Origin of the sequence: Clostridium fungisolvens (assembly GCF_014193895.1) — a bacterium.
Classification (GTDB): domain Bacteria; phylum Bacillota; class Clostridia; order Clostridiales; family Clostridiaceae; genus Clostridium_AR; species Clostridium_AR fungisolvens.
Window position 1 is genome coordinate 3,038,692 of sequence record NZ_BLZR01000001.1, and the last position, 25,373, is coordinate 3,064,064.

Annotated in this window: 25 protein-coding genes and 1 pseudogene; 8 read left to right on the plus strand and 18 right to left on the minus strand. The window is 31.9% G+C overall.

Annotated features, from left to right (window positions below; all coding sequences use genetic code 11):
- Positions 1-216 precede the first annotated feature (216 nt).
- The 6 genes from bsdtw1_RS13315 to bsdtw1_RS13340 all read left to right on the plus strand — a co-directional run bounded on the left by bsdtw1_RS13315 (position 217) and on the right by bsdtw1_RS13340 (position 4,768).
- Positions 217-441, plus strand: coding sequence for a DUF1659 domain-containing protein (locus bsdtw1_RS13315; RefSeq protein ID WP_183278049.1), 225 nt, complete (start codon positions 217-219; stop codon positions 439-441).
- 43 nt (positions 442-484) lie between these two features.
- Positions 485-700, plus strand: a complete 216-nt coding sequence (locus tag bsdtw1_RS13320) for a DUF2922 domain-containing protein (RefSeq protein WP_183278050.1) — start codon at positions 485-487, stop codon at positions 698-700.
- 332 nt (positions 701-1,032) lie between these two features.
- Entirely contained in the window at positions 1,033-1,416 is a 384-nt protein-coding gene (locus bsdtw1_RS13325) for a GntR family transcriptional regulator (RefSeq protein WP_183278051.1), read from the plus strand.
- A complete protein-coding gene (locus bsdtw1_RS13330) occupies positions 1,409-2,272 on the plus strand; it encodes an ABC transporter ATP-binding protein (RefSeq protein WP_183278052.1) in 864 nt (287 codons plus the stop codon). The genes bsdtw1_RS13325 and bsdtw1_RS13330 overlap by 8 nt, the downstream gene beginning before the upstream one ends.
- Positions 2,265-2,924, plus strand: coding sequence for an ABC-2 transporter permease (locus bsdtw1_RS13335; protein ID WP_183278053.1), 660 nt, complete (start codon positions 2,265-2,267; stop codon positions 2,922-2,924). Before bsdtw1_RS13330 ends, bsdtw1_RS13335 begins: the two co-directional genes overlap by 8 nt.
- A gap of 476 nt (positions 2,925-3,400) precedes the next feature.
- Positions 3,401-4,768, plus strand: a complete 1,368-nt coding sequence (locus bsdtw1_RS13340) for a glycosyltransferase (RefSeq protein WP_183278054.1) — start codon at positions 3,401-3,403, stop codon at positions 4,766-4,768.
- A 523-nt stretch (positions 4,769-5,291) separates the two neighbouring features.
- Here the strand turns inward: bsdtw1_RS13340 and bsdtw1_RS23750 are convergent.
- The 9 genes and pseudogenes from bsdtw1_RS23750 to bsdtw1_RS13380 form a co-directional block, all read right to left on the minus strand.
- Positions 5,292-5,453: pseudogene (locus tag bsdtw1_RS23750) on the minus strand (hypothetical protein); the annotation flags it as partial.
- Between the two features lie 268 nt (positions 5,454-5,721).
- On the minus strand, positions 5,722-7,248 hold the full coding sequence (locus tag bsdtw1_RS13345; RefSeq protein WP_183278055.1) for a hypothetical protein: 1,527 nt from the start codon (positions 7,246-7,248) through the stop codon (positions 5,722-5,724).
- A 4-nt stretch (positions 7,249-7,252) separates the two neighbouring features.
- A complete protein-coding gene (locus tag bsdtw1_RS13350) occupies positions 7,253-8,560 on the minus strand; it encodes a hypothetical protein (RefSeq protein ID WP_183278056.1) in 1,308 nt (435 codons plus the stop codon).
- Between the two features lie 17 nt (positions 8,561-8,577).
- Positions 8,578-9,387, minus strand: a complete 810-nt coding sequence (locus bsdtw1_RS13355; RefSeq protein WP_183278057.1) for a hypothetical protein — start codon at positions 9,385-9,387, stop codon at positions 8,578-8,580.
- Positions 9,387-9,761 carry a hypothetical protein gene (locus bsdtw1_RS13360; RefSeq protein WP_183278058.1) on the minus strand — a complete coding sequence of 125 codons (375 nt, stop codon included), beginning with the start codon at positions 9,759-9,761 and terminating at the stop codon, positions 9,387-9,389. The genes bsdtw1_RS13355 and bsdtw1_RS13360 overlap by 1 nt, the downstream gene beginning before the upstream one ends.
- A 12-nt stretch (positions 9,762-9,773) precedes the next feature.
- Positions 9,774-10,148, minus strand: a complete 375-nt coding sequence (locus tag bsdtw1_RS13365) for a hypothetical protein (protein WP_183278059.1) — start codon at positions 10,146-10,148, stop codon at positions 9,774-9,776.
- Positions 10,135-11,088: an ATP-binding protein gene (locus bsdtw1_RS13370; protein WP_183278060.1), complete on the minus strand. Its 954-nt coding sequence runs from the start codon at positions 11,086-11,088 to the stop codon at positions 10,135-10,137. Before bsdtw1_RS13370 ends, bsdtw1_RS13365 begins: the two co-directional genes overlap by 14 nt.
- Before the next feature lie 167 nt (positions 11,089-11,255).
- Positions 11,256-12,182, minus strand: a complete 927-nt coding sequence (locus bsdtw1_RS13375) for a helix-turn-helix transcriptional regulator (RefSeq protein ID WP_183278061.1) — start codon at positions 12,180-12,182, stop codon at positions 11,256-11,258.
- Positions 12,183-12,256: 74 nt separating this feature from the next.
- Positions 12,257-12,544 (minus strand): helix-turn-helix transcriptional regulator, encoded by a 288-nt coding sequence (locus bsdtw1_RS13380; protein WP_183278062.1) that lies wholly within the window; start codon positions 12,542-12,544, stop codon positions 12,257-12,259.
- Between the two features lie 428 nt (positions 12,545-12,972).
- On the opposite strand from bsdtw1_RS13380, the gene bsdtw1_RS13385 reads away from it, so the two are divergent.
- Together bsdtw1_RS13385 and bsdtw1_RS13390 are read left to right on the plus strand one after the other, a co-directional pair.
- A complete protein-coding gene (locus bsdtw1_RS13385) occupies positions 12,973-13,377 on the plus strand; it encodes a hypothetical protein (protein WP_183278063.1) in 405 nt (134 codons plus the stop codon).
- Between the two features lie 3 nt (positions 13,378-13,380).
- Positions 13,381-13,977 carry a VanZ family protein gene (locus bsdtw1_RS13390; RefSeq protein WP_183278064.1) on the plus strand — a complete coding sequence of 199 codons (597 nt, stop codon included), beginning with the start codon at positions 13,381-13,383 and terminating at the stop codon, positions 13,975-13,977.
- A 104-nt stretch (positions 13,978-14,081) separates the two neighbouring features.
- Here bsdtw1_RS13390 and bsdtw1_RS13395 read toward each other — a convergent pair whose 3' ends face one another.
- The 9 genes from bsdtw1_RS13395 to bsdtw1_RS13435 all read right to left on the minus strand — a co-directional run bounded on the left by bsdtw1_RS13395 (position 14,082) and on the right by bsdtw1_RS13435 (position 25,365).
- Complete coding sequence (locus tag bsdtw1_RS13395; RefSeq protein ID WP_183278065.1) at positions 14,082-15,359, minus strand: FAD-dependent oxidoreductase; 1,278 nt, start codon at positions 15,357-15,359, stop codon at positions 14,082-14,084.
- Entirely contained in the window at positions 15,356-16,312 is a 957-nt protein-coding gene (locus bsdtw1_RS13400) for a sulfide/dihydroorotate dehydrogenase-like FAD/NAD-binding protein (protein ID WP_183279810.1), read from the minus strand. Before bsdtw1_RS13400 ends, bsdtw1_RS13395 begins: the two co-directional genes overlap by 4 nt.
- A 215-nt stretch (positions 16,313-16,527) precedes the next feature.
- On the minus strand, positions 16,528-16,698 hold the full coding sequence (locus bsdtw1_RS13405) for a hypothetical protein (protein ID WP_183278066.1): 171 nt from the start codon (positions 16,696-16,698) through the stop codon (positions 16,528-16,530).
- Positions 16,699-16,740: 42 nt separating this feature from the next.
- On the minus strand, positions 16,741-16,920 hold the full coding sequence (locus bsdtw1_RS13410; protein WP_183278067.1) for a DUF4177 domain-containing protein: 180 nt from the start codon (positions 16,918-16,920) through the stop codon (positions 16,741-16,743).
- Positions 16,921-16,959: 39 nt separating this feature from the next.
- Positions 16,960-17,307, minus strand: a complete 348-nt coding sequence (locus bsdtw1_RS13415; protein WP_183278068.1) for a hypothetical protein — start codon at positions 17,305-17,307, stop codon at positions 16,960-16,962.
- Between the two features lie 225 nt (positions 17,308-17,532).
- Entirely contained in the window at positions 17,533-19,644 is a 2,112-nt protein-coding gene (locus tag bsdtw1_RS13420; protein WP_183278069.1) for a sensor histidine kinase, read from the minus strand.
- Positions 19,645-20,520: 876 nt separating this feature from the next.
- Positions 20,521-21,423 carry a LacI family DNA-binding transcriptional regulator gene (locus bsdtw1_RS13425; protein ID WP_183278070.1) on the minus strand — a complete coding sequence of 301 codons (903 nt, stop codon included), beginning with the start codon at positions 21,421-21,423 and terminating at the stop codon, positions 20,521-20,523.
- A gap of 131 nt (positions 21,424-21,554) precedes the next feature.
- Positions 21,555-23,723, minus strand: coding sequence for an alpha-amylase family glycosyl hydrolase (locus bsdtw1_RS13430; RefSeq protein ID WP_183278071.1), 2,169 nt, complete (start codon positions 23,721-23,723; stop codon positions 21,555-21,557).
- 469 nt (positions 23,724-24,192) lie between these two features.
- Entirely contained in the window at positions 24,193-25,365 is a 1,173-nt protein-coding gene (locus bsdtw1_RS13435) for an AI-2E family transporter (RefSeq protein WP_371874696.1), read from the minus strand.
- Positions 25,366-25,373: the final 8 nt, after the last annotated feature.

Here is a 25,373-nt window from a genome sequence, read left to right on the forward strand (position 1 = left end):
CTATGAGTACATAGTAAACCATAATTGTGGGGGAATTATGAGTTTGGCCTAAAGCTTAATGCCTCATCTTTTGATTTTTAGTCATTTCACTAAACACTCCACAAAAAATTTTATTATTATTTTCCCAAACTTTTTCACTACAGCATATATACTAATTGAAAGCTGAAGACACAAGGCTTTAAGCTTCAAAACTACATTTTAAAGGAGGAAAATATTATGGCAGTAAGTAAACTTTTAGACTCAACTTCATTTTCAATCGAGGTTGAAAGCGGAACCGACAAAACAGGTGCAAAGATCTACAAAAAGAAGAATTTCTCTGGAATAAAAAAGAGTGCAACACCTGAAAATGTATTTGCAGTTGCCGATGCTATCAAAGCTGTTTTAAGTGCTGGTACTAGAGACTATTACTTAAACGAAGCATCAAAAATAGTAAATGCATAGTAAATAAACAACAAAATCTAGTTAATTGAAAGGAGAAAAAAACATGGAATACACATTATCTTTAACCTTCATTAATACCGCTGGGGACAAGGCCTCACTAAGTATAGCAGGTGTTAAGCCTGATATAACAAAAGCCGAGGTAAATGCACTTATGGACACCATCATAGCTAAAGATGTATTTGAAAACAAAGGTGTTTCTTTAGCTTCAAAGTACGGTGCACAGCTTTCTCAAAGACAGACTACTAAGTTTGATCTTTAATCAGAAGTTTCATAACATGGATATTTAACTAAAAAGCCTAAAACTTAATTACAGCAAATATACTATACCCCATAGAGTAGATACTTTTAGAAGGTCTATTCTATGGGATATTTTTTTATTCTTTTGAAGTTATAATTCAATAAAACAAATAAATTGTAAGTTACTCTTAATTTCTGTCCAAAACATTTACATAAGACCAATTGTAGTTTGAATATTTTCAGAATCTTAAAAAACTATCCATTGACTAGGTAAAAACCAAGTGTTATTATTTTACATATACAGTATATACACAATAGACTGTAATAACTCAAATGATACAGAGGTGAACATTATTGACTATAATAATCAAAAACTCCTCCGGAATTCCGATTTATGAGCAAATCAAAGAACAGGTCAAAGAGTCTATTCTGAACGATGAGATAAATGAAGGCGATATATTGCCTTCAATTCGTCAACTGGCTGCGGATTTGAAGGTCAGCGTCATTACTACTACAAGAGCATACACAGAACTTGAGCAAGAAGGCTATATAATTAATGTACAAGGCAAGGGGTGTTATGTTGCTCCAAAAGACAGTGAGCTGATACGAGAACAACTTCTCCGCAGAATTGAGGATGGCTTCAATGCTGCGATAAATGCAGCTCGGATTGCAAAACTATCACGGGAAGAATTACAAAAACTATTTGAATTTACATTGGAGGGAAATCAATATGAGTAATGCTTTGGAAGTACTTAATCTCCATAAAACTTACAACGATTTCACGCTAGATTCAGTGTCTTTTTCATTGCCCACCGGATACATTATGGGATTTGTGGGCCAAAACGGTGCAGGTAAAACCACTACCATCCGATGCATCCTTAACATGGCTTCAAAAGATGGCGGTGAGATCAATATCTTTGGGTTAGACAATGTGCGGGATGAACTGGCAGTCAAGCAGAAACTGGCTGTTGTGTTTGACGAGACCTTCTTTGTGGACACATGGCGTATAAAAGATGTAGAAAAAGCCATCCAAGGTTTTTACAGCGGATGGGATAGCAACTTATACTGGGAATACATCAAAAGATTTAAACTGTCACCTAAAAAACAGGTGAAAGATCTATCCCGGGGCATGAAGATGAAGCTGATGCTAGCGGTAGCCATGTCTCATGATGCAAAGTTACTAATCCTAGACGAACCAACTAGCGGTCTTGATCCAGTAGCCCGTGATGAATTTCTTGAAATTTTGCGAGAGTATATCGCTGACGGAGAAAAGAGTGTATTTTTCTCTACACATATTACCTCAGATTTGGAGCACATCGCGGATTATATAACTCTAATTGACAACGGCAGGATTTTCTACACTGGTACCATGGACGACTTGCTTGAACATTTTTCTATCATCAAGGGAAGCAAAACCGATTTGACCTCTGACATTAAAAAGAAAATCATCGGCTTATCAGTTACATCCACCGGCTTTACCGGGATGATTCCGGTGTCAGAGCTTAAAGGGCTGCCAAGAAGTATAGTAATTGAACCACCTACCATTGATGAAATTCTGATTTACATCAGCAAAGGGGGAACATCACATGAATAGAATTATAAATGCCTTAAAGCTAGACTTCTTTGCAGGCAAGTCCACTTTACAATTAACTGCCATTTTGCTAATTCCAGCAACCTTAATCGGCATGATATCAAAGGGACCTATCTATACGATGATATTCACTATGGTATTTGCGGTTACTTCAAGCGGAACTATTTTCTCCATACATGAGAAAAACCATAGTGACAAGCTCTATGGCATTCTTCCACTGAAAAAGTCTGAAATGATCATTGCCAGATACCTATTCGCACTGATTATAGGCACAGTCTATGCCGTAATTTCCGGAATACTAGGCTTGGTAATGTCTCAGGTTATGGACACAAGATTGGATTCCTTCACCTTTTGGTCTACGCTCATGTTGGCGTTTATCTATTTCTGTTTCGCAGCCAGTATTTCCTACCCAATCTACCTGAAGTTCTCCTTCGCGAAAGCCTATATCTTCACGATGCTACCTATGTATGTAATCGCGGTGGTGATCTTATTTATGACGAAAAAGACCAATTTCATAAGCGATCTTGACAAAGTCATAAGATTTTTCACAGATAATCCGGCTTTGATCCCAATCTTCGGCATTCTGATTGGACTTCTACTGCTTACGATCTCTGGGGTTATTGCTAACCTAATCTACACAAGGAAAGAACTTTGACATTAATACAAATTTTTTAAGGAGGATCATTTCATGAATAGAAGTTTACTTATTCCCCTTATACTTGGTATTATTATCATCTTCCACGTGATTAGACTCACCATAAGATCATCTACACATCACTTTAGCTGCTCAGAATGCGGCGAGAACTTTCAAGTGAGTTTTTTCAATTATACGTTCACTGCTCATAGCCTAGATGGAAAATGTAGTGTTAAATGTCCAAAGTGCGGAAAAACCAATATGCTGAAGCCACTAAAAGGCAAAAAGTAGCCTAGTAATTGCAGAAAAGCATAAACAGTTTCAAATGTAGCTTCAGATATATCTTTTTCTAAAACATTATCCATCTTTCTATATCATTTTCTCTATAATCTCTATTTTTCTTATTTCTAAATTTAAGTAGCTCAATGTAAATTTCATGAACAGGTAAAGAGGTTTAATAATAATTTATATAGTAAGTGAAAATTTAGGAGAAAAATATGAAAACTAGTATAATCATACTAACTTATAATAAGCTTGAACATACAAAACAATGTATAGAAAGTATTAGAGAATTTACAGAGAAAGATTCATATGAATTAATAGTTGTAGACAACAATTCAACTGACGAAACACCTCAGTGGTTAAAAGATCAAAAAGACATAAAAACAATATTTAATGAAGATAATAAGGGATTTCCCAAAGGGTGTAACCAAGGAATAGAGATAGCAACAGGAGATAATATATTACTTCTTAATAATGATACTGTAGTGACAAAAAATTGGCTTGAGAATTTGATCACTGCTTTATATAGTGATGAAAGTGTAGGCGCAGTTGGTCCTGTTACTAATAACTGTTCTAATGCTCAAAGCATAGCTGTACCTTACAATAACTTAGAAGAAATGAAAGTATTTGCGGAAGAATATAATAAATCAAATAGTGAAAACTGGGAGCATAGACTTATATTAATAGGATTTTGTTTACTTATAAAAAAAGATGTTGTAGATAAGATAGGTCTTTTAGATGAAAGGTTTTCGCCAGGAAATTATGAAGATGATGACTATTGCTTTAGGATTACTGATGCAGGATACAAACTAATTTTATGTAAAGATACCTTTATTCATCACTATGGAAGTGTAAGCTTTGGTGCAGATTTACTTGCTTTTAATTATTTAATGGTTACTAATGGTATTAAATTTAAAGATAAATGGGGCTTTGATATAGGATATTCCTGTGGAGTTAACAATAACATTATAAGCTTAATGGATTCACCAAAAGATAAGGCGATAAATGTATTAGAGGTTGGATGTGCTTGTGGAGCTACCTTAATAAGAATAAAAGATATTTATAAAAACGCTAATATATATGGGATCGAGTATAATTTAAATGCCGCAAAAATAGCCGCAAAAAATGCCAAAATACTAGGGTATAATATAGAAACTGATAAAATTGAATGCGAAGAGGATTTTTTTGATTATATTATATTTGGAGATGTACTAGAGCACTTGTATGACCCTTCCAAGGTACTATTAGATTTAAAGAAGTTTCTAAAAAAAGATGGCTATATATTAGCTAGTATACCGAATGTTATGCATTATAGTGTTATAAGAGGGCTTTTAAATGGAAACTGGACTTACGAAGATTCTGGATTACTTGATAGAACCCATTTAAGATTCTTTACTTATAATGAAATCAGAAGAATGTTTATTAGTACGGGATATGTTGATAGATATTGTCTAATGGTATATATAGGAAAAGGACCTCAAGATGATGAATTTATTAATAAAATATCAGAATTAATTGATGATAGCCTAAAATGGCAGTTAGATGCATATCAATATATTTTCAAAGCTCAAAGAATAAACTAAAAAGAGTTTTATTTTTAGTTAATAGATAATATATGTGTATAAAATACATATATATTATCTATTTCTTTATTCTTTCACAATCTTCTCTATCTTCTTATTATGTTCTTGCATCTTGCCACAGAAAATATCGTTTCATATTACTTCTAGAAATCAAAACACAAGCATTTTTCTTGCTTTTTTGTAAATTTTGTTTCCTATGATAAAAAACAAATAAAAAAATATCCATATTTCAAAAACATTGCATTGAAAAATCTTAAAAAAATTACGCCTAATCATGAAATAGATCAATACCTAAATTAAAAGCCTGAAGCAAACTACTTCAGGCTTTCCTCAATTTTATTTCTATCCTGCTCAGAATAAATCATATACTATCGCCGCCATCCTCTCATATGTTTTATGCTGATATTATTATTGGGTTCATTATCACCTTTTTTGAAGACTTTAACATTTGTAATTCATCATACTCACTATCTGTCTCTTTAAGTTCCTCCACAACTGTTCCATCAATTATAAATCCCATTCTTTTGAATAATGCAATTGCCTTAGTATTATCTGCTCTTACACGTAAATAAAGAGTATGAATTTTATTTGCTTTACACCAATTATTTAAAGATAGACAAGCAGTGTGTATTCTTAAATCAGATGATCTTTGCAGTTCAATTTGGTATGTTAAAGCTATTATTATCTGTTATAGATTTACCTCCTTTTAAATATTAGTGGTTGGTGAAGCTACTAATATTTGGGAAGGAGGTATTATTTTTTTATGATTATAGTTATAAGTTCTTTTGATTGACAGGTATAACCTGTGGTATCTATTAATACAAGAAATGAATTTCACTTTTTTCTAAATTACATGTATCAAAATGAATACGAATTGCTAGCTTGAAGTGTAGTACGAAAAAGGTTGACTTTTTGTGTCCAAAACATTGAAATAAGAGCATACCTTCATGAATCTATAGAAATTGTATGCCTTTTGAATTATTATATTCGTAAGCAAATAATTTATCTTGATTTTCATCTATTGCCTTTAATTCGTCTTCTATCTTTTCATAAATTCTATTTTCAATAAACTCTTTCTTAACATTAACGATAAATCTCGTATCACAAAACAAGTGTGATAACGTAACTAGAAGCCCACCAATATCAAGATTTTTAGGATTTTTCGTTACAGCAGATAATATTAAATTACTAGTAGTTGCTATTGTATTTGATATTAATAATATTTTCCTTGTACGTACCTCAAACATATCCTTAGTTCCATCTTTATCAGCATCATAATACAAAGAATGAACTAATCCTATAATTATATCAATTAACATAGAAATTGCTGCCGAGGTTCCTATTACTTTTAAATCTCGACTTAGACATAGAGCATCATACTGACTTTTGTATAGATTTCCTGCTAACTTCGGAGCAATTGTTTCTAAAATAGGAACTGGAAGACCTGCCTTAGTAAATTCGTCAGACTTCAAATGAATTTTTTCCGCAGCAAGAGCTGCTGGTAAATTCAATGTACCCGCTTTTACTTTTTCTATTGTTCTATCAAATAAGTCAATTAACGAAACTCTTTCTGGAGTTATTCTAATTGGATCACGTGCGCCTTGGTATGTTGCAAAAGTATCCATTGTAATAGTATCTGTTAAAATATTAGAAGTTCCAAATATCCAGCCCAGAACAGGATCATGTCCTAAAGTATGAATTCTGTGGTATCCACCTTCCATATTAATTCCAATATCAGGAGACCCTTTAGTCGTATCAAATATTGGCTTCCTATATAGAATTTCCATCCATTCTCCATTTTCGTTTCCTTCGTTAGTATTCGTATCTCTAAATTTGTCCTTAGACTTTTTCTCTTCTTCTTTAATAGATTTATCATTATGGTTTTTTCTTCCCTCTTTGTCAAAGCCTTCTCCGTACCCAACCTTTTGAGAAACAATTGGAAAAACCAATGCTTTCGTCACTTGAAGCGCTGTTGCAATTGCTAAGAAAGATAAGTCTGTTTTATTTATAATACTAGTTTTTTTAGCAAATTCATCATTTATTTCATTCTTTAGTTTTTCATATTCTCTCTGACTCAGTGATGTAACAAATGGATCGAAAGTTAAGTCCATTGAGTTTTGCTTTGCATAATTACTATACTCTTCTAAATAATCTTGCCAGTTGTTATTTGTTCTTATACTTGCTGTTTTCTTTATAGTAACCTTTTCAGTTTCCTCAACATCTTCTAAATTCACAACAATTTCATCTAATACAAATGATTCCAGACTCTCCATATTACTTAATAAAGAATCGACTATTTCTTCAGCTTCCTCCAATAACAGAGAGCTTTCTTGATTATTTTGATTAATTGCATCAATTCCACTCAAAATATCGTCTCGTTCTTCCTCCAAAGAGTTCAATTGATAAAATTGAGTTTTTAGTGCATCACCCATTTCGAAAAGGGACTCTTTAGACAAATTAGCAATCTTCTTTTTTCCCATTCACTCAACCCTCATTTTCAGAAGTTTTTTCAATATTGTTGCATTCTGTTTGTTTTTTCTCTGTATCAACTTTCAAGCCTTGGTTTGCAGCTCTTAATCTATCGATTAGCTTTTTGTACTTTTCTTTGTTCACATTACTTTCATTTACTGCCAATTCTAATAGTCCCGCTAAATAATTCATGTCATCAACCAATACATTCATTGTTTTTTGGTTATTTATAATAATCTCATGCAATATCAGATCCCTCTGCTTATTTATTGCTTTTTCAGAAGTATCATCTTTTTTAAAGAAATTTGTATATGCATCTATTCCATATATTGATCCTGAGCAGAATAAATAAGGACCAGGAACATAAGCATTTGTATAACGAATATGTTTGATGAAATCTGACCATTCCTTCTTCAAAGCTTTTATGTCAGAATCCTTATGCTGCATTCTAGAATTTAAATCAACCGAAATAGTCATTGTATCAATCTGCTCTGGGCAAAGATTACACACTTCCATCAGGCTACCAATAAAACCATCATCAGTCCAGCTTTGGTCTTTGTTTTGGATGTTGTGAATATAAATCACATCCTGCATCAAACTAAACCGTAAAGCATCCCAATGTCCAGAATTATTTGCAACTAAAGACTTAATATTTTTTATTAAGACTCCAGTCTTTTCCCTAACCTCAATCGAATTCATATACTTACGTAGCTCAGTTCGTGCATCTGACCCTAGTTCCATTCTAACAGAAAATCTGGCTATCGCATTATATTCATCAGCATCTATAACTTGGTCATTTATAAAAGAATAATTACAAAGAATTTTTAAATATAGAATCTTTAGTTCATCTGGTAAATCATAAGATAATATTCCCTGCTTACTGATAGAAAAATCATGATTTCCTTGCTGTACATTTTTTACTATATACATAAGAATCTGCTCAAATTTATTTACATCTATTCCATCTATACATCCATCAAGTTGTATTTCTTCACCACTCTTTTTTTTCAAAAATATTTTATCCACTGTGAAGATTCCACCGATTTTAGCAGTAGCACTAGCTATATCAGCAAACCTTATACATTGCAAACCAGACTGCAAGTAATTATCAAAATAAAAAGCATTCCCTGTCAATACAAAATTACCAGTTTTGGTATAAGACATTACTAAAATGTAATCAATTATATCCTCATCCAAAAACTTAGAATATTTATTTTTCCACTTTTCTAGTAATTCCGGCTTAATATCTGGGACAATATCAATGTCTCTTCGTGACGATTTTAATTGTACAGCCTGCTGTTTGATTAAACTTTCAATATTCATAAATATCTCTCAACTTTCTATAAGTCATTAAAATCAATTTCTTCTGTATGACTGATTGTTTCACTTGAAGAACTATCTGTACTGTATAGTTTAAGGGCATACCTAGTAGGAACAAACAAAGATTCATTCATTTCTTTAATAAAACGTTCTTCAAAGAGAGGAGGAACATCCTTATTAACTCGTTTAGTCCCTCTAATCATCCGAGTATTTAAAATATCCCCATTAGGCGTAATATGAGTAGCATAAAATTGAGGACAAGAAACTTCATTCAACATTTTAGTAACCGTAGTTCCTTGCGGATTAGCAATAACATACATTAAAAACGGTTGAAACCATTCATCATTTTGTGTTATATTTTGTTGTTCCATCTGCGTTGCGAAGTTCTTGGTTATATTATTAAAGCTTGTTGAATATTTTTTATTTACATAATTCGGAAGCTTTGCCATCCACATCTGCTCACTCATAACCCCTAACCAACGACAATTCATATCCAATTCATTTCTTAATGCTGTATCGTTATCATGCATCTCTTTGCTAATTTGTGTTTTTTGCTTAATTTCTGCTGTTTCTTTCATTTCTTTATCATGTGTTTCTACAGTCTTACTGATAAAACTACCGGCTGTTCCCAATAAAGCGATTAGTAATACTACCCCAATTGCAGCACCAATAACGCTAAAAACACCCTTCCATGAAAATGCTAAATAAGCTATAAGTAAAATAACAATAATAACTATTAAAGTTTTAGAGCCACCAACAAAATCTGCCAGCTTTTGAAAAACAGCATACATGATTCCTAAAATTATTAATACTATAATGATATCTAACATTACTTTTTATCTCCTGGTTTCTGAATATTAAATTTCAATGTTTCATTGCCAATTACACTAGCTGTTTCCCCAACAAATTTGCTTAATGGTAAATTTCTTTTAGCTTCCTTTTTTATAGATTCACCTTGTTGATTTTCGAAGTACAATTCTATACTAAATTCTAGAAGACTTGAGTCAGTGTCACTCTTTTTAACAATACACTCTCCTCCAGAATATTCTAGACCTTCATTCTCAGCAGCTATAATTTGCCGATCTGCATATTCTCCTACTATATCCAAATATGTATCTAAGCTGTATTTTCCTTTTTTTGAGTCGATGCAAAATTTTATAGAATTGAACATTTCTTTGAATGAACCTGAAAATTCATTACTCATAAGCCACCTCCATTAATATGCTAGTACTGCATCTAGTTCCTGTGTATCATCCATATCAAATTCATCATCAAGTGTTCGATATTTTGGCGGAACATCCTCTAATGGTATTTCTCTTGTAACTGTTGTTTCATTCCACTCTCCGATTTCTTCCTCTAAAGAATAATTCTTTGTACCTTCCTGATACTTATTACCAATCTTCCTAAAGAAATGTGATGCCCCCAGAATTATGCCTCTTACTTTTGACGCAAGTTTGTCAACAACAGTTTTCATCATATTTAAGGCCTTTTCAAAGAAATGAGTCATTGCATTTTTTACTTTTACAAATGCACTCTTTATTTTTTCTTTCACGATATAAAAGAGATTCTTTATTCCACTAATTATCCCCATTTATAATTCCCCCTGCTTCGAGTTTTTCTTTAACGTATGATTCAGATACCTTCTTTGTAGTAACTGTAAAGTTATCATCTTTCATTGCTTTCTTGGCTTCAACAATCTTATTTATCTCTTCTTTAATACTTTCTGTATTCAGTTTAAATATTCCATTAAGTGCTGCCTTAACAGCCGCCTTCAAAACAGCAGTAGAAACGTCTGAACCTGTTATATCTTCAATCTCTGCCAATTGAGCTATTACTTCATTTCTTTCACTTGATAATGGTAATTTATCAACCAAATAATGATCCCATAATTTTTTTCTCATCTCTTCATTAGGCATATCAAACTTAATATGGCTCAGAATTCTTCTCATGAAAGCAGAATCAAAATTCTGAATAAAGTTTGTGGTAAAAATAACTACTCCTTGATAGTCATCAAGTATTTTCAATAAAACATTTCTGGTTTGATTTACGCTAACATCCGTAGCACTGTGCATTGCAGTTACTCGTCTTGATAAAAGTGCATCCGCTTCATCAAAAATTATTACTGCATCGTTTTTCTCAGCACTTTCAAAAAGACTAACTAAATTTTTTGATGTTTCACCTACATATTTAGATTCAATTTCAGAGTAGTTCACCATAAGAATTTTTTTATTTAGTTCAGCTGCTATAGCTTGTGCAGTCATGGACTTACCAGTTCCTGAACAACCATACAAATTAATTGATATATTTTTATGGCTTTTCATGACTTGGGACAATCCCCATTCTCCATATATCAATTCGCTGTACTTATCCAAAGCAATAACACTTTTTGTCTCTTCCAAGATTTCAAGTGGTAAAACAATATCATCAAATGTATATTTGGGATTTGTTATTAAAAAACTTATCTTCTGTTTTTCAGCTTTTTCTCGTTTTTCCTTATTATCTTCCACCAAAGGTGTGCGATCTATTGGCATAAGTTTCCTCCTATATAAAAAGCAAAATGTTCAGTGATTTGTAGCCTTCTTGGGTTATATCCAATTGCTCTTCAGTCTATTAATGTGATTTTTATAACGTATAATCATCTTCTATGCTAAGCTTATTTAGTATTTTTATAAAAAAGCAATTTTTTTAACTTTTACATTTATTCAAGCAACTTGACATAATCCCCTTGGCTCTTTAACCACATATTGATTCCATTACCATAAGCCTCTGCACGAATAGTATATACACCGTTTTTCTCTCCAATAATCTCTGCAGTTGGTAACTTGTCAAGAACCGATTCTATTGAAGGACCATTAAATTCAAACATAATTTTTCTTAGTTCACCTGAATACATAAATTGCACTCTTTTTCTAAATTCTCCATCATCGAACTTGTCCTTATATGGAATATTAAAATATTGCTTGGTACCTATCAAATTAGCTATTCGATCTATACGGAATATAGTTGGAAAGTCTTTACTATCATCTGACATAAAGGCGATGAGATAAAAATAGAATTCTGAAAACATTATAGCCACAGGTTTCACATTTCTGTTTTTAGTTATTCCATCTTGCCGTGTATACGCAAAAGTTACTATTTCTTGCTTACTTATAAATTGCGATAACTCCCATATAGGTGACAACAGTTTTTTATTATGTTTAAGAGGTATATATTGAAATAATTCATTTTTTACAATTTCATTTACAGTCTTTCTATCATTTGGAACCACTTGTGACATTAATTTTTTAATAATCCCATTAAGCTCTTCCTTTTGAAAAGCACGACTTTCTAAAAGAATTTTGCTAAGCGCGAGTGCCTCTTGGTTAGTCAGCCATTCACGTTCAAATCGAACAAGATAATATCCGCCTTTTGACTTATTGTATTTTATCAAAATTTCTTTTTCTGAAAAGTGTGTTTCAGCAAGATATGCTCTCAAGTCATCAATATCACGCTGGATAGTTTTTTCTGAAACACCAAATTCGATTGCTATTTTACTTTTTGTGAGTAACTCTCCTTTATTTAACCTCTCATAAATACTAAGCAATCTAAAACCTTTATTTCCACGATAATCTATACTTAAATTCAAACCATCACCTCCTCATCCTCTTAATATCATTATATATATGAAGATGGACACATAATGGGATTCAAAATTTTTTCTTACTTTAATTTTAATTCGCAGTCAAGTTCATCTGTATATATATCAAGTATATTAAGTAGTTTATCTGTTTCAGGATTTTTAATAAAAATTAGTAGTAAGCTTAAAAAAGTATTCCAGGATAACTTAGCTTTCTTATTTTCTACTTGCATTATAGTGTGCCTTGAAACACCAATTAAATTAGCTAATTGAACTTGTGTTAAACCTAATTTTGTGCGGAGCATTGCTAAGTTATCTGCCATGTTTGCTGTAACTTTTTCTCTTACTAACCCTACATTATCAGTTTCCAAAACACACTCACCTCTTTTATGGTAATTCTACCATATAAATTTATCACATAATTTTACATTTTACAATTAATTTGGACAAAATGTTAAAAATAATGACTTTAAAATGCAAAAAAGTACCAATCAGAAAACATTTTATCCCAAGTTGCTACTACGTACATCAAACTTTTATCTCATAAAATTTTTTTAATAAATTGTGATTTTTCTTTAATCATTTAATACTATTAAAATTCAATTAATAAATTAAATAAAAATATATCTTCATGTTCGTAAACTAATTATTTTTCACTTAGATACATTTATTGGATTGATTCATTGCAAAATAATACGATAATTTGACGAAAACATTTCAAAATAAAAATAAGGAGAATAATATTTAACATAGAATTTATATTCTTGTAACAAAATAAATTTATATGGAGGATGAGATTATGAAAAAAGTTATCTCAGCATTATTATTATCAGCAATGGTTCTTACTTTTGGAGGAGCTACTTTCGCAAAAGCCAACGGAGGTAGTATCGATGGTTCCTTCAATACTTATGGAGGCAAGGGGTATCTAGATGGTAGTGCTCAAGCAAAATACTATCACTTGACACCTGGAAACGTAACTGCAAACTTAACAAGTTATTCAGGAACTGGAAACATGTATTTGTACTTATACGAGCAAACTTCTGGTTCTGGGTTAAACTACTATGGAGTAAATACAGTTAATTCAACTGGAGCTTACAGATATAAGGTTGGTTTAGACTCATATCACTACTTCTTATATGCTACAGGTTCAAATAACTACACAACTTATAGCTTTAGTGGTACTATGTACGACTACTACTACTAAAATATGCCACTAGGGAAGGGTATTACAGCCCAGTTTCTATATATATACGGTATTCCTGCTTGGCTTGCAATAAGAATAGCGTGTTTAATTTTTAAACGAATAGGACGTAAAAAGATTGATTTAGTAAGAGAAGTAGTTCTTAATCTCTTTGCTATATATCTAATAGGTTTAATTGGATTAGTCTTTCTACCAGTAGTATTTTTATTAGACGGTACATTTATGAATAATCCTGTTAACATCACTATAATACCATTTGAAGGTGTTACTTATGCAGTTCAGCATGGTGCGTTAAGATCGGTAGTTATAAATACAGTAGGGAACTTACTAATGTTATCCCCGCTTATATTGTTCCTAAAGCTCCTTTGGAATAAATCAATAAAGAATTATAGACAAGCATTCCTTCTAGCGTTTGTAGTTTCTTTCTTTATAGAATTTATACAATTTTTAGAAAGCAAGTACACACCACCATTTAATAGAGTTGTAGATATAACCGATATAATTCTAAATTCATTAGGTGGTCTAATAGGTTTTTACGTATATATGAGTTTATTAAAACAGGAACGTGGCGAAGAAACGAAAGAAGAAATACCAGGTTTATAAACCTGGTATTTTTCTATTTAAATAAATTTATCATTACCTTCTTGCTTCCTATGCCTCCAGCGAAAGCTCCTTCATACTATTCACTCTTTATATCAATTGATTTACTATACAAGCTTCATTCCAAATACATCTGTAAGATTTAATTTATCTATTCTTCTTGCTATTTCATCTTTATCTATAGTGTAAAGACCTTCTGCTTGCATTCTCTTAAAGTAGTCTGAGCCTGCAAAGGTGAATCTGCCTTTTCTTCCTTCTCTTGTCACTGATTTTTCATTGGCATAACTTATCAAATCACCTATAGCTACTGATCTTGGAAGGATTAGTGCTGGCATTCCTAGTGCAAATCTTACTGCGTTGTGTCCAGCAAGTGATCCAGTACTTATAGCTTCTGTATGACCTACGAAAAGTCCTGCTTTTTCTCCTGCACAGAATAAGTTATCTACTCCTATAACCTTCATGTCATCAGTTCTTGGTGCCACTGATAGATATCTTATTGAGTTTCCTTTGCTTCCTGCATATGGATCAACGTATTTTGCTCCTTCAAGTCCTTTTATCTTCCTTAGTTTTTCTAATGGATAGTATGATGTCATCAGTTTTGCATGACCTGTATCAAGAAGTATTATATTTTCTGCAAATTCTTTTAGAGCGTATTGCTGACAAACCTTTGCTTCTAGTTTTCCATAGTTTATATCTTCTTCTGGTACTTGTAGTATTACAACTCCTGTTTCATCAAGCTGTTCTACTATTTCTTTTGATAAGCTTTCTTTTGCTAACTTACATGAACCACTGAAAGCTCCAAGCTCGTCGCCGTTTCTTTCACCTTGAATATCAGAAACTCCTGCCCTTTCACTTATACTGATTCTTGGTCCAAAAGCTGGACATCTTAGGATACACATAGAGCATCCATTACCATATCTTAAACAGTTACCCATTGGTCCTGTAGACCCTGTGGTTTCTATAAATACATCCCCTTCAACATAGCTTCCATCAGCTAAGTAAATCCCTGTTATCTTTTTTCCTGCCATGCTTATATCAGTTACTCTTGCAACTGTATGAACATTTATATCAAGTTCTTTTAGATACTTTAAGACTTCCCCTTCTATTTTGTTTACATCGTAGAGACTTGCATGTTTATGTCCCGGGAAATCAATATTCCTGTGTCTGCTAACTCTGTCTGTTATATGAATCAAATCTCCTGCTCCTAAAGCTATAAGTTCCTCTGAGGCAGTATACCTTCCGTTGTTTCTCATGATTCCGCCAACATTGCCTAGTCCAAGTAGAAGATCTGTTTTTTCAAAAATGTGAACTTCTGCTCCAGCTTTTTTAGCAGTAATTGCAGCTGCACAACCTGCCCAACCTCCACCTATTACTACTATCTTCATATAAATCTTCTCCCCTCAAAAATATTCCTTGGATCTGTTTGTACCTTACATAATCTCTTAACCCTGTGTCCTTGGAATCTAGCAGTACAGCTACCGCAAACCCCTTCACCACAACACATTTTCGCATTGTTGCAGCAAGACACCTTAACATCTCTCTTATCAATGTTGTCTAAGAACTCAATAACCTTAAAGCTCAATATATCTGCACCAGCTACATGAATAAGAGTAACACCATTTGCAATTTCATTTAGAATAAGCTTTTTGATTTCATCTGAAAGCTTACCTTTATCAATAGTATTAATTTCTTCATAGCCTTCAGTATATTGTTTTAGATATTCATTCACATACACATCTTTATAGGGAGACTTGTCTATCACTATTTTCAAAGTATTTTTGTTGTTTGAAAGCTTTCTTATTACTGGTATCGATGGTGCCATACCTATTCCTCTTGCAATAACAAGAGCTTTGTTATCCTTTAACTCATTTATAGATTTTAGGCCGAAAACTCCATTCCAATATGGCCCCCTTATGACCATTTCATCATCTATCTTTATATCAAGTAGTTTCTTTGTTTTAATTCCCCTTATTTCAATCATTATAGATACTATATCGCTTTCTATATCTGACTCCATAATAGATATTGGAACATCAAAATAGAAATTTTCATCTGTTCTAATAAAAACATAACTACCAGGATGAACTAAATCTAAGGCAAGCTTGTGTGGGGCAATGAACCTAATAAGTAATACATCGCCTTCTAGATGTCCTACTTCTTTTACTTTACATCTAAAAGTCTCTCTCCCTTTCTTAGCTGCTTTTCCATTGTTGTTAAATTCCTGATATATGCAAACACCCTTCCAGTTGAGACAATCACAAAAACACTTTCCATGTAGCTGAGAGCACAATATACATTCACCTGCTTCTGCTAAATGACAAGGGCATGGTTCTGTTATAAAAGAGCGACTTTTTTAACGCATCTGCTTTTCCGAATTCATACGAGGAGAATTTGGCAGGCGAATAAGTTTTATTTTTTACTGTATAACGATAAAAACTTCTAAAATTATTGAATATCTAGATTTAGCTACCTTGAAAATTTTATAATCTCCGATACAGCAAAAAAAGGCTCGCAAAAGCGAACCTTTTTACATAGCAGTTATTTCTTTAGGTACTATTTTTCCTCATTCAACTTTAGATAAATTCTTTCCAAAGTATATAAACCAGGTGCCATGAAAAATACAAATGTAAAAATGCAAGTCATTACTGGCTCTCCATTAAATATCGCCCCTCCAATAAAAAAGGCTACAGCTCCACTTACTATAGACATAATAATTAATGCCATAAAACTCCCCTCAATTCCCTAAATATAATCTTTTGAAATATACTATTCTTCCTTTTCGAAAACTAAATCGAACCTTTTTATTAATCCATGACCATCAAATTTTGTAGGTATTGCAGTTATAAATCTCCATCCCTTTGAACTGTATTCATCAATTAATTCTTTATGATTGGCATCTCCAAAGAGCCCTTCGGTTTTTGCCTCTACATATATGTACTTATACATAAAACCTCTCCCTTTTACTTATATTTTTACCTTATAATTCTACTTATCGTCCGCATTATCTTCAGTGACATACCAACCCTTTGAAGTCTTTTTCAAGTGAAACAGGTGTATATTTTCTCCATCTGCTCTGCCGTTATTTCGATTAAACCAATTGAATTGGTCATTACTTACAATGCCGCATATTGCTGTGTCTCCTTTAATCTGAGCCGGTTTTTCATCGATTAAAGTATAGTGCTTTGAAGTAACTGTCTGTAAATATAACTTACAAGCATCTTCTGGTGTAAGTCCATACCTTCTTCTCTTATTTGAATAGACTGTTCCTAAAACTGCCACTAAAACAACTACCACAATTAAACTAATTATAACTTTCTTATTTTTTAGCCCCATTTTCAATAAAACTCCCCCTTAATCTCACCACAATATATTACATATATTACCATAGGCATACTTGTTATTCTACATCTTTTACCATATACATTCATATTTAAGATAAAAAATTTGAGGCTTATCCTAATTTCTAAGGAGAAGCCTCAAAAGCATATATTCAAGATCATCTTTTTATTTGTCTATAGTAAATATTATTATTGAAATTAATTTGTTATATAGGAGATTCTAAGAATATATATCAGAAAATTCGATACTTATTCTTTCCACATTTGATCTAACTTCTGTCTCTTTATGTTCTTCTTGATTTGTGTCTAAAACTTCTACAGGCAAAGTAATATAAAACTCAGTGCCTTCACCTAGTTTACTCTTAACATGTATTAGACCTTTATGGAGTTCAACCAGTGCCTTCACCAAAGACAATCCTATTCCGGTTCCTTGAACAAAATTTAAAAGATTATTATCAGCTTGTCTATATCTTTCAAATATAAGTTCCTGATGCTTTTCATCTATTCCAACTCCACTATCTTTAACAATTATACTTATCTCTTTTCCTACATCCTCAATGTACACAAATATTGTACCACCTTCGTTTGTGAACTTGATAGCATTTGAAAGCAAATTAAGCATAATTCTTTCTATTTTATCGTGGTCAAAAGCCATGTACTTTTCTTCTACTTCAGTATCAAAAATAAGAGTTATATTTTTAGTCTCACAATAGCTTACTATTGACATTGTGATCCCTTCTATAACCTCTACTATATTTCCATTTCTTTTTTTGAGTTCAAAGAAACCTGAATCAATTTTTGATAGGTCAATTAAATTATTGACAAGCCTTAGAAGTCTATAGCAGTTCTGCTTTATGGTTTTGTAATATGCCTGTATTTTATCTATAGAATTTAGCATAGAATCATGGGAATCATATAATCCTAATATTTGAATTGCTCCGAGTATTACATTTAAAGGAGTTCTAAGCTCATGAGAGACATTTGCAAAGTGTTCTGTTATACGCTTATTAAGAAATATTGTATCTTCAAGCATTTTTCCCTTTTCTTCAATGTCAGCTGATAATTTCTCTACTTTCTTTTCAGTACTTAAATCTTTAAAAACTATAAGAACAGAAGGTTTTCCTCTATATATAATATAAGTCCCTTGAATTTTAACAGAAATTTTCCTTCCATCTATAGTTATAAGAGTAGTATCATATGCATCACCATTTCTTCTCTTTGTAAGTATTTCGTTATATATTTCCATGCTGCTATTAAAGTTTTCTTCTTCAATAAATTTAGAAAAATCAGCCTTCATAAGATCTTGTGCTTTAGAAAAGCCAAGCATTTTTGCTGCAGTTTCATTTGCAAATACATGCTTATAATCTGAATGGATAACAATAGCATCACTTGAATTCTCAATTAGAATTCTATAACACTCTTCATTATTTACCATGGCTTCTTCAAACATGATTCTTAGATCACTTTCCTGCAGAAGTTTATCCTTTGTCTCTATTAATGCCCCAGTAACTTTATTGAAAGGTTGTTTAAGACCACACTGAACCACACCTTTGTATAACATATAAAAAGAGATTGTCCTAAAAACAAAAGCGCTAGTGTTTTCAATACATAGAGTGTAATCAAATAAAAGAAGAAGTATTTTATTTATTATTGTAAAAATAATAGATAATTCCATAAAAAAAATCAGTTCTCTGTTATCTTTATTAGAAGCTTTATATAGTATTATTCCGCTTATAAAAAGGATTATAATTATGATTACTCTGCTGGCTTGATTGAATAAGGTATTTCCTATACCTTCTATATAGCTTATTGGAAAAATTTTAAAAACATATATACTTAATATAATTGTTGCTAAAGCAATTATGTATATGAATCTAAATATATTGATATTGATTTTTTTAATACCTCTATATAGAAATATACTCGATATTAAAATAGTTATACTACCAATGTAACTAGCTGAAATCCAAAGGGACGAAGATAAATTGGCTGAATTCAGACCAAATATTCCTACATTGAAATAAGCCACCGTATGAAGTATATCAATTGTACCAACCGTCAAGAATCCCATACCTAAAAGCATACAAAAATCATTGTTGCTAAACCTATAGGTATTACTGGCAAAAAAGTAGATGGCAAAACATATTATTATACCTATAAACATAAGTATACTGTGGTAAAACATGTAGTCAGCTTCTATGAGTTTTTGTGAAATGCAAATACTTAAGATTATTAATAGTAAACTCTTTATTACTTCATTCTTAATACTAAAATCCGTGGTACTTTTACCAATATACTTCGCTGTCTTAATCATTTTATCACCTACACTCATATATTTTATTCCTAAGATCTTATATTCTTTAAAGCAATATCTAATTTCATCCCAAAAATACTTTTAACAAACCTAATTTATTAATAATTGTTCAATTAATCATATTATAACAATATTTTCTATGTAAAGCTTTCATTTTTTATATATTTTTTAAAAAATTTATAAGCAAAAGCTTATTTTGCGACGGATTTTTGAATATGAAATCTTAGCTTTATATAAAAAGCTTTCTATTATCACACTGTATCTAAACAGAATAGATTCAATTACGGATTATTTTTAAAAATTTAAGACAAGAATTTATAGAAAAGATTGTAGGTGTTTCATAAAAACATTATGTAACTATATAAAACATTTCAGATACATCTGTATATACAATCCAAAATTTTGCCCCTTAATCTGAAAAAAACACCCTAGCTTGGTTGTACATAAATTAATATAATAAATACATAAATACAAATATTAACATTAATACACCCTATTTCATTTATTCAACACACATTTTCCCCTGTAGATACATACCAATTTACCTAAATTACGCGCTACTCTTCTTTTATGCTACTAGCCCCCTTGCTAGTAGCATAAATTCTTTATGTCGCAAATCTACTAAAAAGTTTTAGCCAAAGATGCAACACTTCAATCATTAAACTATTTTCAAAACTCTGCTGGGTTCTTAGCAGAGAATTTGAAAATATAAAATCAGTTATGAAGTGGTGCATCAGTGGAATATGACAAAATCATATTAATTCTTTGCATAAGCTCATTAAGGATGAACAACTCTAATCCTAAAAATATAAATTCAGTTATAGAGTTGTTCATCTAAAGAGCGTCGGATGATTAACCAATCAATTTCAACACGGTGCTTTAACAGCTTCAAATTTATCTCTTACCTGGTTCTATAAATGTAAACTTATTCTCATGATATCTTTTATTTATATAATCTAATATTATATCTACTGAGACTTTGGCCTTTCTTTTATTATTAAAATATATTTTATTTTTGTAAGCTTCTAATAAATAATCATTTCCAGATATACAAATAGCTACAGCATTTTCAGTATCTATATGTTCCTTAGCTAATACCGCTAGGAACTCATTAAATATAATAAACTTGCTCTGCTTTTTATCCTTTAAAAACTTATAAAAGCTATCCAAGTGTCTTACTACGTATATATTATCTTTAAAGCAATTGTTTTCGTCATATAATCTTTCAATAATTGATTTACTATTTTCTGAATCCACAATTATATAAGGATTATGACATTGCAATATTTTTATTCCTTCATCAATAGCTGATTTATAGTCTATTAAAACTTTATGAAAAATAGTATCTTCAATAAAATTGTCTACAATTATTATAGGTACCTTAAACATGCTTGCTGTATCATATACTTCTTCAGCATTTATATCTACTAAAAAAACTGCATCTAGAGCTCTTTCACGAATTATATTTAAATCTTTTTTTGAGTCACCAAGATACTCTATAATTACATGGTAACTATGGTCATATAACATCTTTACTAATTCACTTATAAATTGAGAATAATTCTGTAGCCTCCATGGTGCATGCTCTAAATCACTACTCATTATAAAAACTCCTATGAGCCCGGATTTTTTTCTAGTTAATGCTCTTGCTGTTAGGTTTGGCACATATCCTAAATGTTCTATTGCATTTATAACTTTTATTCTTGTGTCCTCTGGTATTGATTCTTTCTCATTATTATTTATAACATAAGAAACTGTTGCAACAGATACACCTGCCGCCTTAGCTACATCTCTCATAGTAACCTGCTTCATTAATTCACAGCCTTTCTTTGCGCATCTGCCTTTTATTCACATATTAAATTTTAACAAAAAGGAGCTAATAACAAAAGACAAATGTCCTTTGCATTAGCTCCCTTAAAACATAAAAATTATGGCTGCCAGTTAACTGTTACTATTCCTGTTGCATTAGAAGGAACAGTATAAGTATGGTTTGATCCACCTTCCCAAGTTACAGTTGAACCATTTTTCTTCAGGTACTTGAACTGTATAGTAGTTCCTGCTGGAACACTTACATCATAGTACCAAGAAGGATATTTGTATACTACTTGGTTGAACATAGCTCCTATTGCCTTATTTGTATCCCAGTTACCTAGTTCAGCAACACTACCAGTCAGGTAAACATTTTCTCCGAGTGCAGTACTCGCATTATTTACAACAAATCTTACTAAAACTTGAGGACCTGATAAAACATCATAGTTTGCATAGGTATTACTTGCAGTTCCACCAGATGTCTTTAATGAAACATTTACTTTACCAGCCGCTATATTTGGTACTACAGCTTTAACCTCGCTATCACTCCATGATACTACTGTTGCTGCTGTTGTTCCAAAAGTTACAGTTCCTGTAGTTGAGCCAAAGCCTCTACCATCAATTACTACAGTTTCGCCTGGTCTTGCCATTGGTTGACCAACATGTCCTATAGTAGGTGCATTAGAAGTTGCAGTGTATTGCCATACAGCAGCCCCTCCAGCAGCTAAAGTAAAGGTATTTACTGCTCCGCCAGTCCCTACTGTTATGCCATTACCTGAAGTTAATCCTCCAAGTACATCACTATAACTTCCAGCTGGAAGTGATGTTATAAGTCCACTTATATTTGCACTTGTAGTTAGGTTCTTGTTAACAGCTATTACTGCTACACTATTACCAAACTTTCTTTCATATACATACACATCGTTATTGATCCACTTTTGTGTTGTATTTCCATAAGCTATTGCTGGGTTTGTCTTTCTTAGTGGCGCTAATTTCTGTACAATTTGATAAGCATTAGTTGTATTGCTGAAACCAGTCATCATAGCTCTGTTGTTAGGGTCACCATTACCAGTCATATATTGTTCAGTTCCATAATATATGGCAGGTACACCTCTTGAAGTTAAAGTATAAACAAGAGCTAAATCTGTTGTTCTAGTGCTTGCGCCATCCTTTGTGAATCTGTCCATATCGTGGTTATCGATAAAAGTAACTTGATCGTTTACATCTTCATAGGCTGTTTGAGTACCAGACACCATAGAATCAAGTCCATACATAGTATCAGTGCCATCTCTAAATACTTGTCTTACTTTTTGAGAGAATCTAAAGTCTAATAAGCTCATACCACTATTGTTTGCGAAGTAGTGATTGTTTGGATCTACTTCATTAGTTCCTAAGAACCATTCACCAAAAGTAAATACAGGCTTGTATCCATAAACAGTGTCCATGAAATTCTTTTGCCATCCCATAGCCATATGCTTTACAGCATCCATTCTGATACCATCTATTCCTAAATCAAGCCATTTCTTTATAGCTGATTTCATGTAAGAATCTACAGTATTGTTTTGATGTTCTAAGTCTGCTAAGTCATATAAATTCTTGTAGATACCATCTTCTAAGCTTGAAAAATCAGTACCACCGTTATGATGGAACATGCCAGTTGGGTCATTTGAATATGAACCAATTAGTGTACCATTATCATATAGCTTTCCGTTTTCAGCATAGCTTGTATTTGTTTGATCTGCTGGAGAAGTATGATTTGGTGCAAAGTCTATTATAACTTTTATATTTTTTGCATGTGCTGCATTGACCATATTTTGAAAATCTGTGAAGTTTCCAAAGTAAGGATTAGTATTCTTGAAGTCTCTTGCCCAGTAACCATGGTAAGAAGTACTTCCATCAGTGAATACTGAATATATATTTTCAACTGGTTGTGATACCCAAATAGCTGTAATCCCCATGTTTGATAAATATCCATCATTTATCTTGTTGATAACGCCTTGCCAGTCACCACCAAAGTATTTTTTAAGCTGAGTTTTTGTTGAATCGTATAGAGCTCCTGTAGGGTTGTTTGCAGTATTACCATCGGAGAAACGATCAGTAACAATCTGATATATAACATCAGTTGAAAAGTTAACCTTATTTGATACTGATGCATCTCCTGTGTACGCACTTGCTGCCTTAACTATTAAAGGATTAGTATTCTGAGTAACATAAATAGGTAATATTAATGCTAATGAAAGTAAGAAAGGTATAAACTTGTTTCTTAATAATCTTGTAGCTTTTCTCATTTTCCCCTCCAAAAATATAAATTCTTTGCGCAACCGTTTTCACAATAAAGAAAAAATTTTTCTCTCCTTTTTGCTCCCTCCTTCACTAAGTTTTTAACTTAATCGGTTAAGTAATAAAGATATATCTTATGTAATTTACTATACACAATGGATTTGGTTAATGTCAAGTGTTACCAAAGTATTTTTTTATATATATTTCGTTACTTAAGATATACTTGTTTTACAAATAATTACACAGGAAGTTTACCAAACGACATTGCTCTGTAAGTTTTATTTTTTAATGAATCCACTAAGAAGTTATCCTAAGCACTTGAAATTCCAAGCTTCTTCTAGCATGAAACTCATATATTTAATTATGAAAAAAAGTGAAAGTATTGCTACTCCCACTTTTTTATATTGCTATATTCTTAAATTCTTATATTTCTGTTTTGAGAACTTAAATTCTAAAAACATACATAATGTATTAATATTAAACCCTTGATTTCTCCATATGCTCATTGTACCATTTTGAGAATATTATCTTTAATGAAGCAGCCACTGGAACAGCTATAAGCATACCTATAAGTCCTCCAACATTTCCACCGATTAAAATTGCTAGCATCGTAAATACTGGATGAAGCCCAACACTATCACCTACTATTTTAGGTGCAAGGAAATTGTTATCCACTTGCTGAACTGCAAGCATTCCTACTATCGCCCATAAAGCAGTAATAGGTTCTCCACTTAGTAATGCCATAACAACTGCCAGTACAGTACCTACTAAAGGCCCAACATATGGAATCATATTGCATATACCGGCTATAATACCAATGACAAATGCATAATCTATTCCTATAAAATAAAGCACAATTGCAGACAAAATTCCTACCATAGAAGCTTCTAGAAGTTGTCCTCTTATGTAATTATTAAAAGTATCATCTAAGATAGCAAATATCTCTCTTAGCTTATGTCCTGCTTTACTTCTTCCAAACAAAAGATTGAATATTTTGTTCCATATATCAATAAAGTACTCTGAATCTTTAACCAAATAAATGCTTAATATAAGCGCAATGAAGAAGGTTGCTATATTGCCCCCCATTGATACCACAAAGTTTGCAAAACCACCTATACTTGCTGTTACATAGGTCTGTACATAACTTACTACTTGTGCAATCTTTTCATTTAAATCAGTTGGGATTGAAATATTCAAACTTTGAAGCTTCTCACTAATATAGTTTACAGATAACTTTGTATTGTTCAAGTATTCATTTAGATATGCTGTCATATTTGCTATAGTTGTGTTGTTTGAAAGCTTTCCACCAACCATTATATATATCCCTATAATAATTGATAAAAATACCCCTATCATAAGAGCATAAACTACAACTATTCCTACAGTTCTTCTAGTAGATGCTTTCTTAAGGATCTTTCTTTTTTCTAGAAATTTTTCTATAGCGTTAACCCCAGGTTTTAATAAATATGCAATCACCAAGGCTATTAAAAGAGGCTTGACTAGCCCATAAGCTGTTCTTAATCCACTAGATACTAAATTATATATATTTGCAATATTATTTAAGATTGATATTCCAATATATATAATCATAACAGTTCCAACTGCATATAAAGAATATTGTAATAACTTTTTATCTAATTTCATTGGCACTTTACCTT

Excerpts from the sequence above, each read along its gene's own strand:
- bsdtw1_RS13315 (WP_183278049.1), top strand. The coding sequence starts at position 217 with ATGGCAGTAAGTAAACTTTTAGACTCAACTTCATTTTCAATCGAGGTT.
- bsdtw1_RS13320 (WP_183278050.1), top strand. The coding sequence starts at position 485 with ATGGAATACACATTATCTTTAACCTTCATTAATACCGCTGGGGACAAG.
- bsdtw1_RS13330 (WP_183278052.1), top strand. The coding sequence starts at position 1,409 with ATGAGTAATGCTTTGGAAGTACTTAATCTCCATAAAACTTACAACGAT.
- bsdtw1_RS13335 (WP_183278053.1), top strand. The coding sequence starts at position 2,265 with ATGAATAGAATTATAAATGCCTTAAAGCTAGACTTCTTTGCAGGCAAG.
- bsdtw1_RS13340 (WP_183278054.1), top strand. The coding sequence starts at position 3,401 with ATGAAAACTAGTATAATCATACTAACTTATAATAAGCTTGAACATACA.
- bsdtw1_RS13345 (WP_183278055.1), bottom strand. The coding sequence starts at position 7,248 with ATGGGAAAAAAGAAGATTGCTAATTTGTCTAAAGAGTCCCTTTTCGAA.
- bsdtw1_RS13350 (WP_183278056.1), bottom strand. The coding sequence starts at position 8,560 with ATGAATATTGAAAGTTTAATCAAACAGCAGGCTGTACAATTAAAATCG.
- bsdtw1_RS13355 (WP_183278057.1), bottom strand. The coding sequence starts at position 9,387 with ATGTTAGATATCATTATAGTATTAATAATTTTAGGAATCATGTATGCT.
- bsdtw1_RS13360 (WP_183278058.1), bottom strand. The coding sequence starts at position 9,761 with ATGAGTAATGAATTTTCAGGTTCATTCAAAGAAATGTTCAATTCTATA.
- bsdtw1_RS13365 (WP_183278059.1), bottom strand. The coding sequence starts at position 10,148 with ATGGGGATAATTAGTGGAATAAAGAATCTCTTTTATATCGTGAAAGAA.
- bsdtw1_RS13370 (WP_183278060.1), bottom strand. The coding sequence starts at position 11,088 with ATGCCAATAGATCGCACACCTTTGGTGGAAGATAATAAGGAAAAACGA.
- bsdtw1_RS13385 (WP_183278063.1), top strand. The coding sequence starts at position 12,973 with ATGAAAAAAGTTATCTCAGCATTATTATTATCAGCAATGGTTCTTACT.
- bsdtw1_RS13390 (WP_183278064.1), top strand. The coding sequence starts at position 13,381 with ATGCCACTAGGGAAGGGTATTACAGCCCAGTTTCTATATATATACGGT.
- bsdtw1_RS13395 (WP_183278065.1), bottom strand. The coding sequence starts at position 15,359 with ATGAAGATAGTAGTAATAGGTGGAGGTTGGGCAGGTTGTGCAGCTGCA.
- bsdtw1_RS13405 (WP_183278066.1), bottom strand. The coding sequence starts at position 16,698 with ATGGCATTAATTATTATGTCTATAGTAAGTGGAGCTGTAGCCTTTTTT.
- bsdtw1_RS13410 (WP_183278067.1), bottom strand. The coding sequence starts at position 16,920 with ATGTATAAGTACATATATGTAGAGGCAAAAACCGAAGGGCTCTTTGGA.
- bsdtw1_RS13415 (WP_183278068.1), bottom strand. The coding sequence starts at position 17,307 with ATGGGGCTAAAAAATAAGAAAGTTATAATTAGTTTAATTGTGGTAGTT.
- bsdtw1_RS13420 (WP_183278069.1), bottom strand. The coding sequence starts at position 19,644 with ATGAGTGTAGGTGATAAAATGATTAAGACAGCGAAGTATATTGGTAAA.
- bsdtw1_RS13425 (WP_183278070.1), bottom strand. The coding sequence starts at position 21,423 with ATGAGAGATGTAGCTAAGGCGGCAGGTGTATCTGTTGCAACAGTTTCT.
- bsdtw1_RS13430 (WP_183278071.1), bottom strand. The coding sequence starts at position 23,723 with ATGAGAAAAGCTACAAGATTATTAAGAAACAAGTTTATACCTTTCTTA.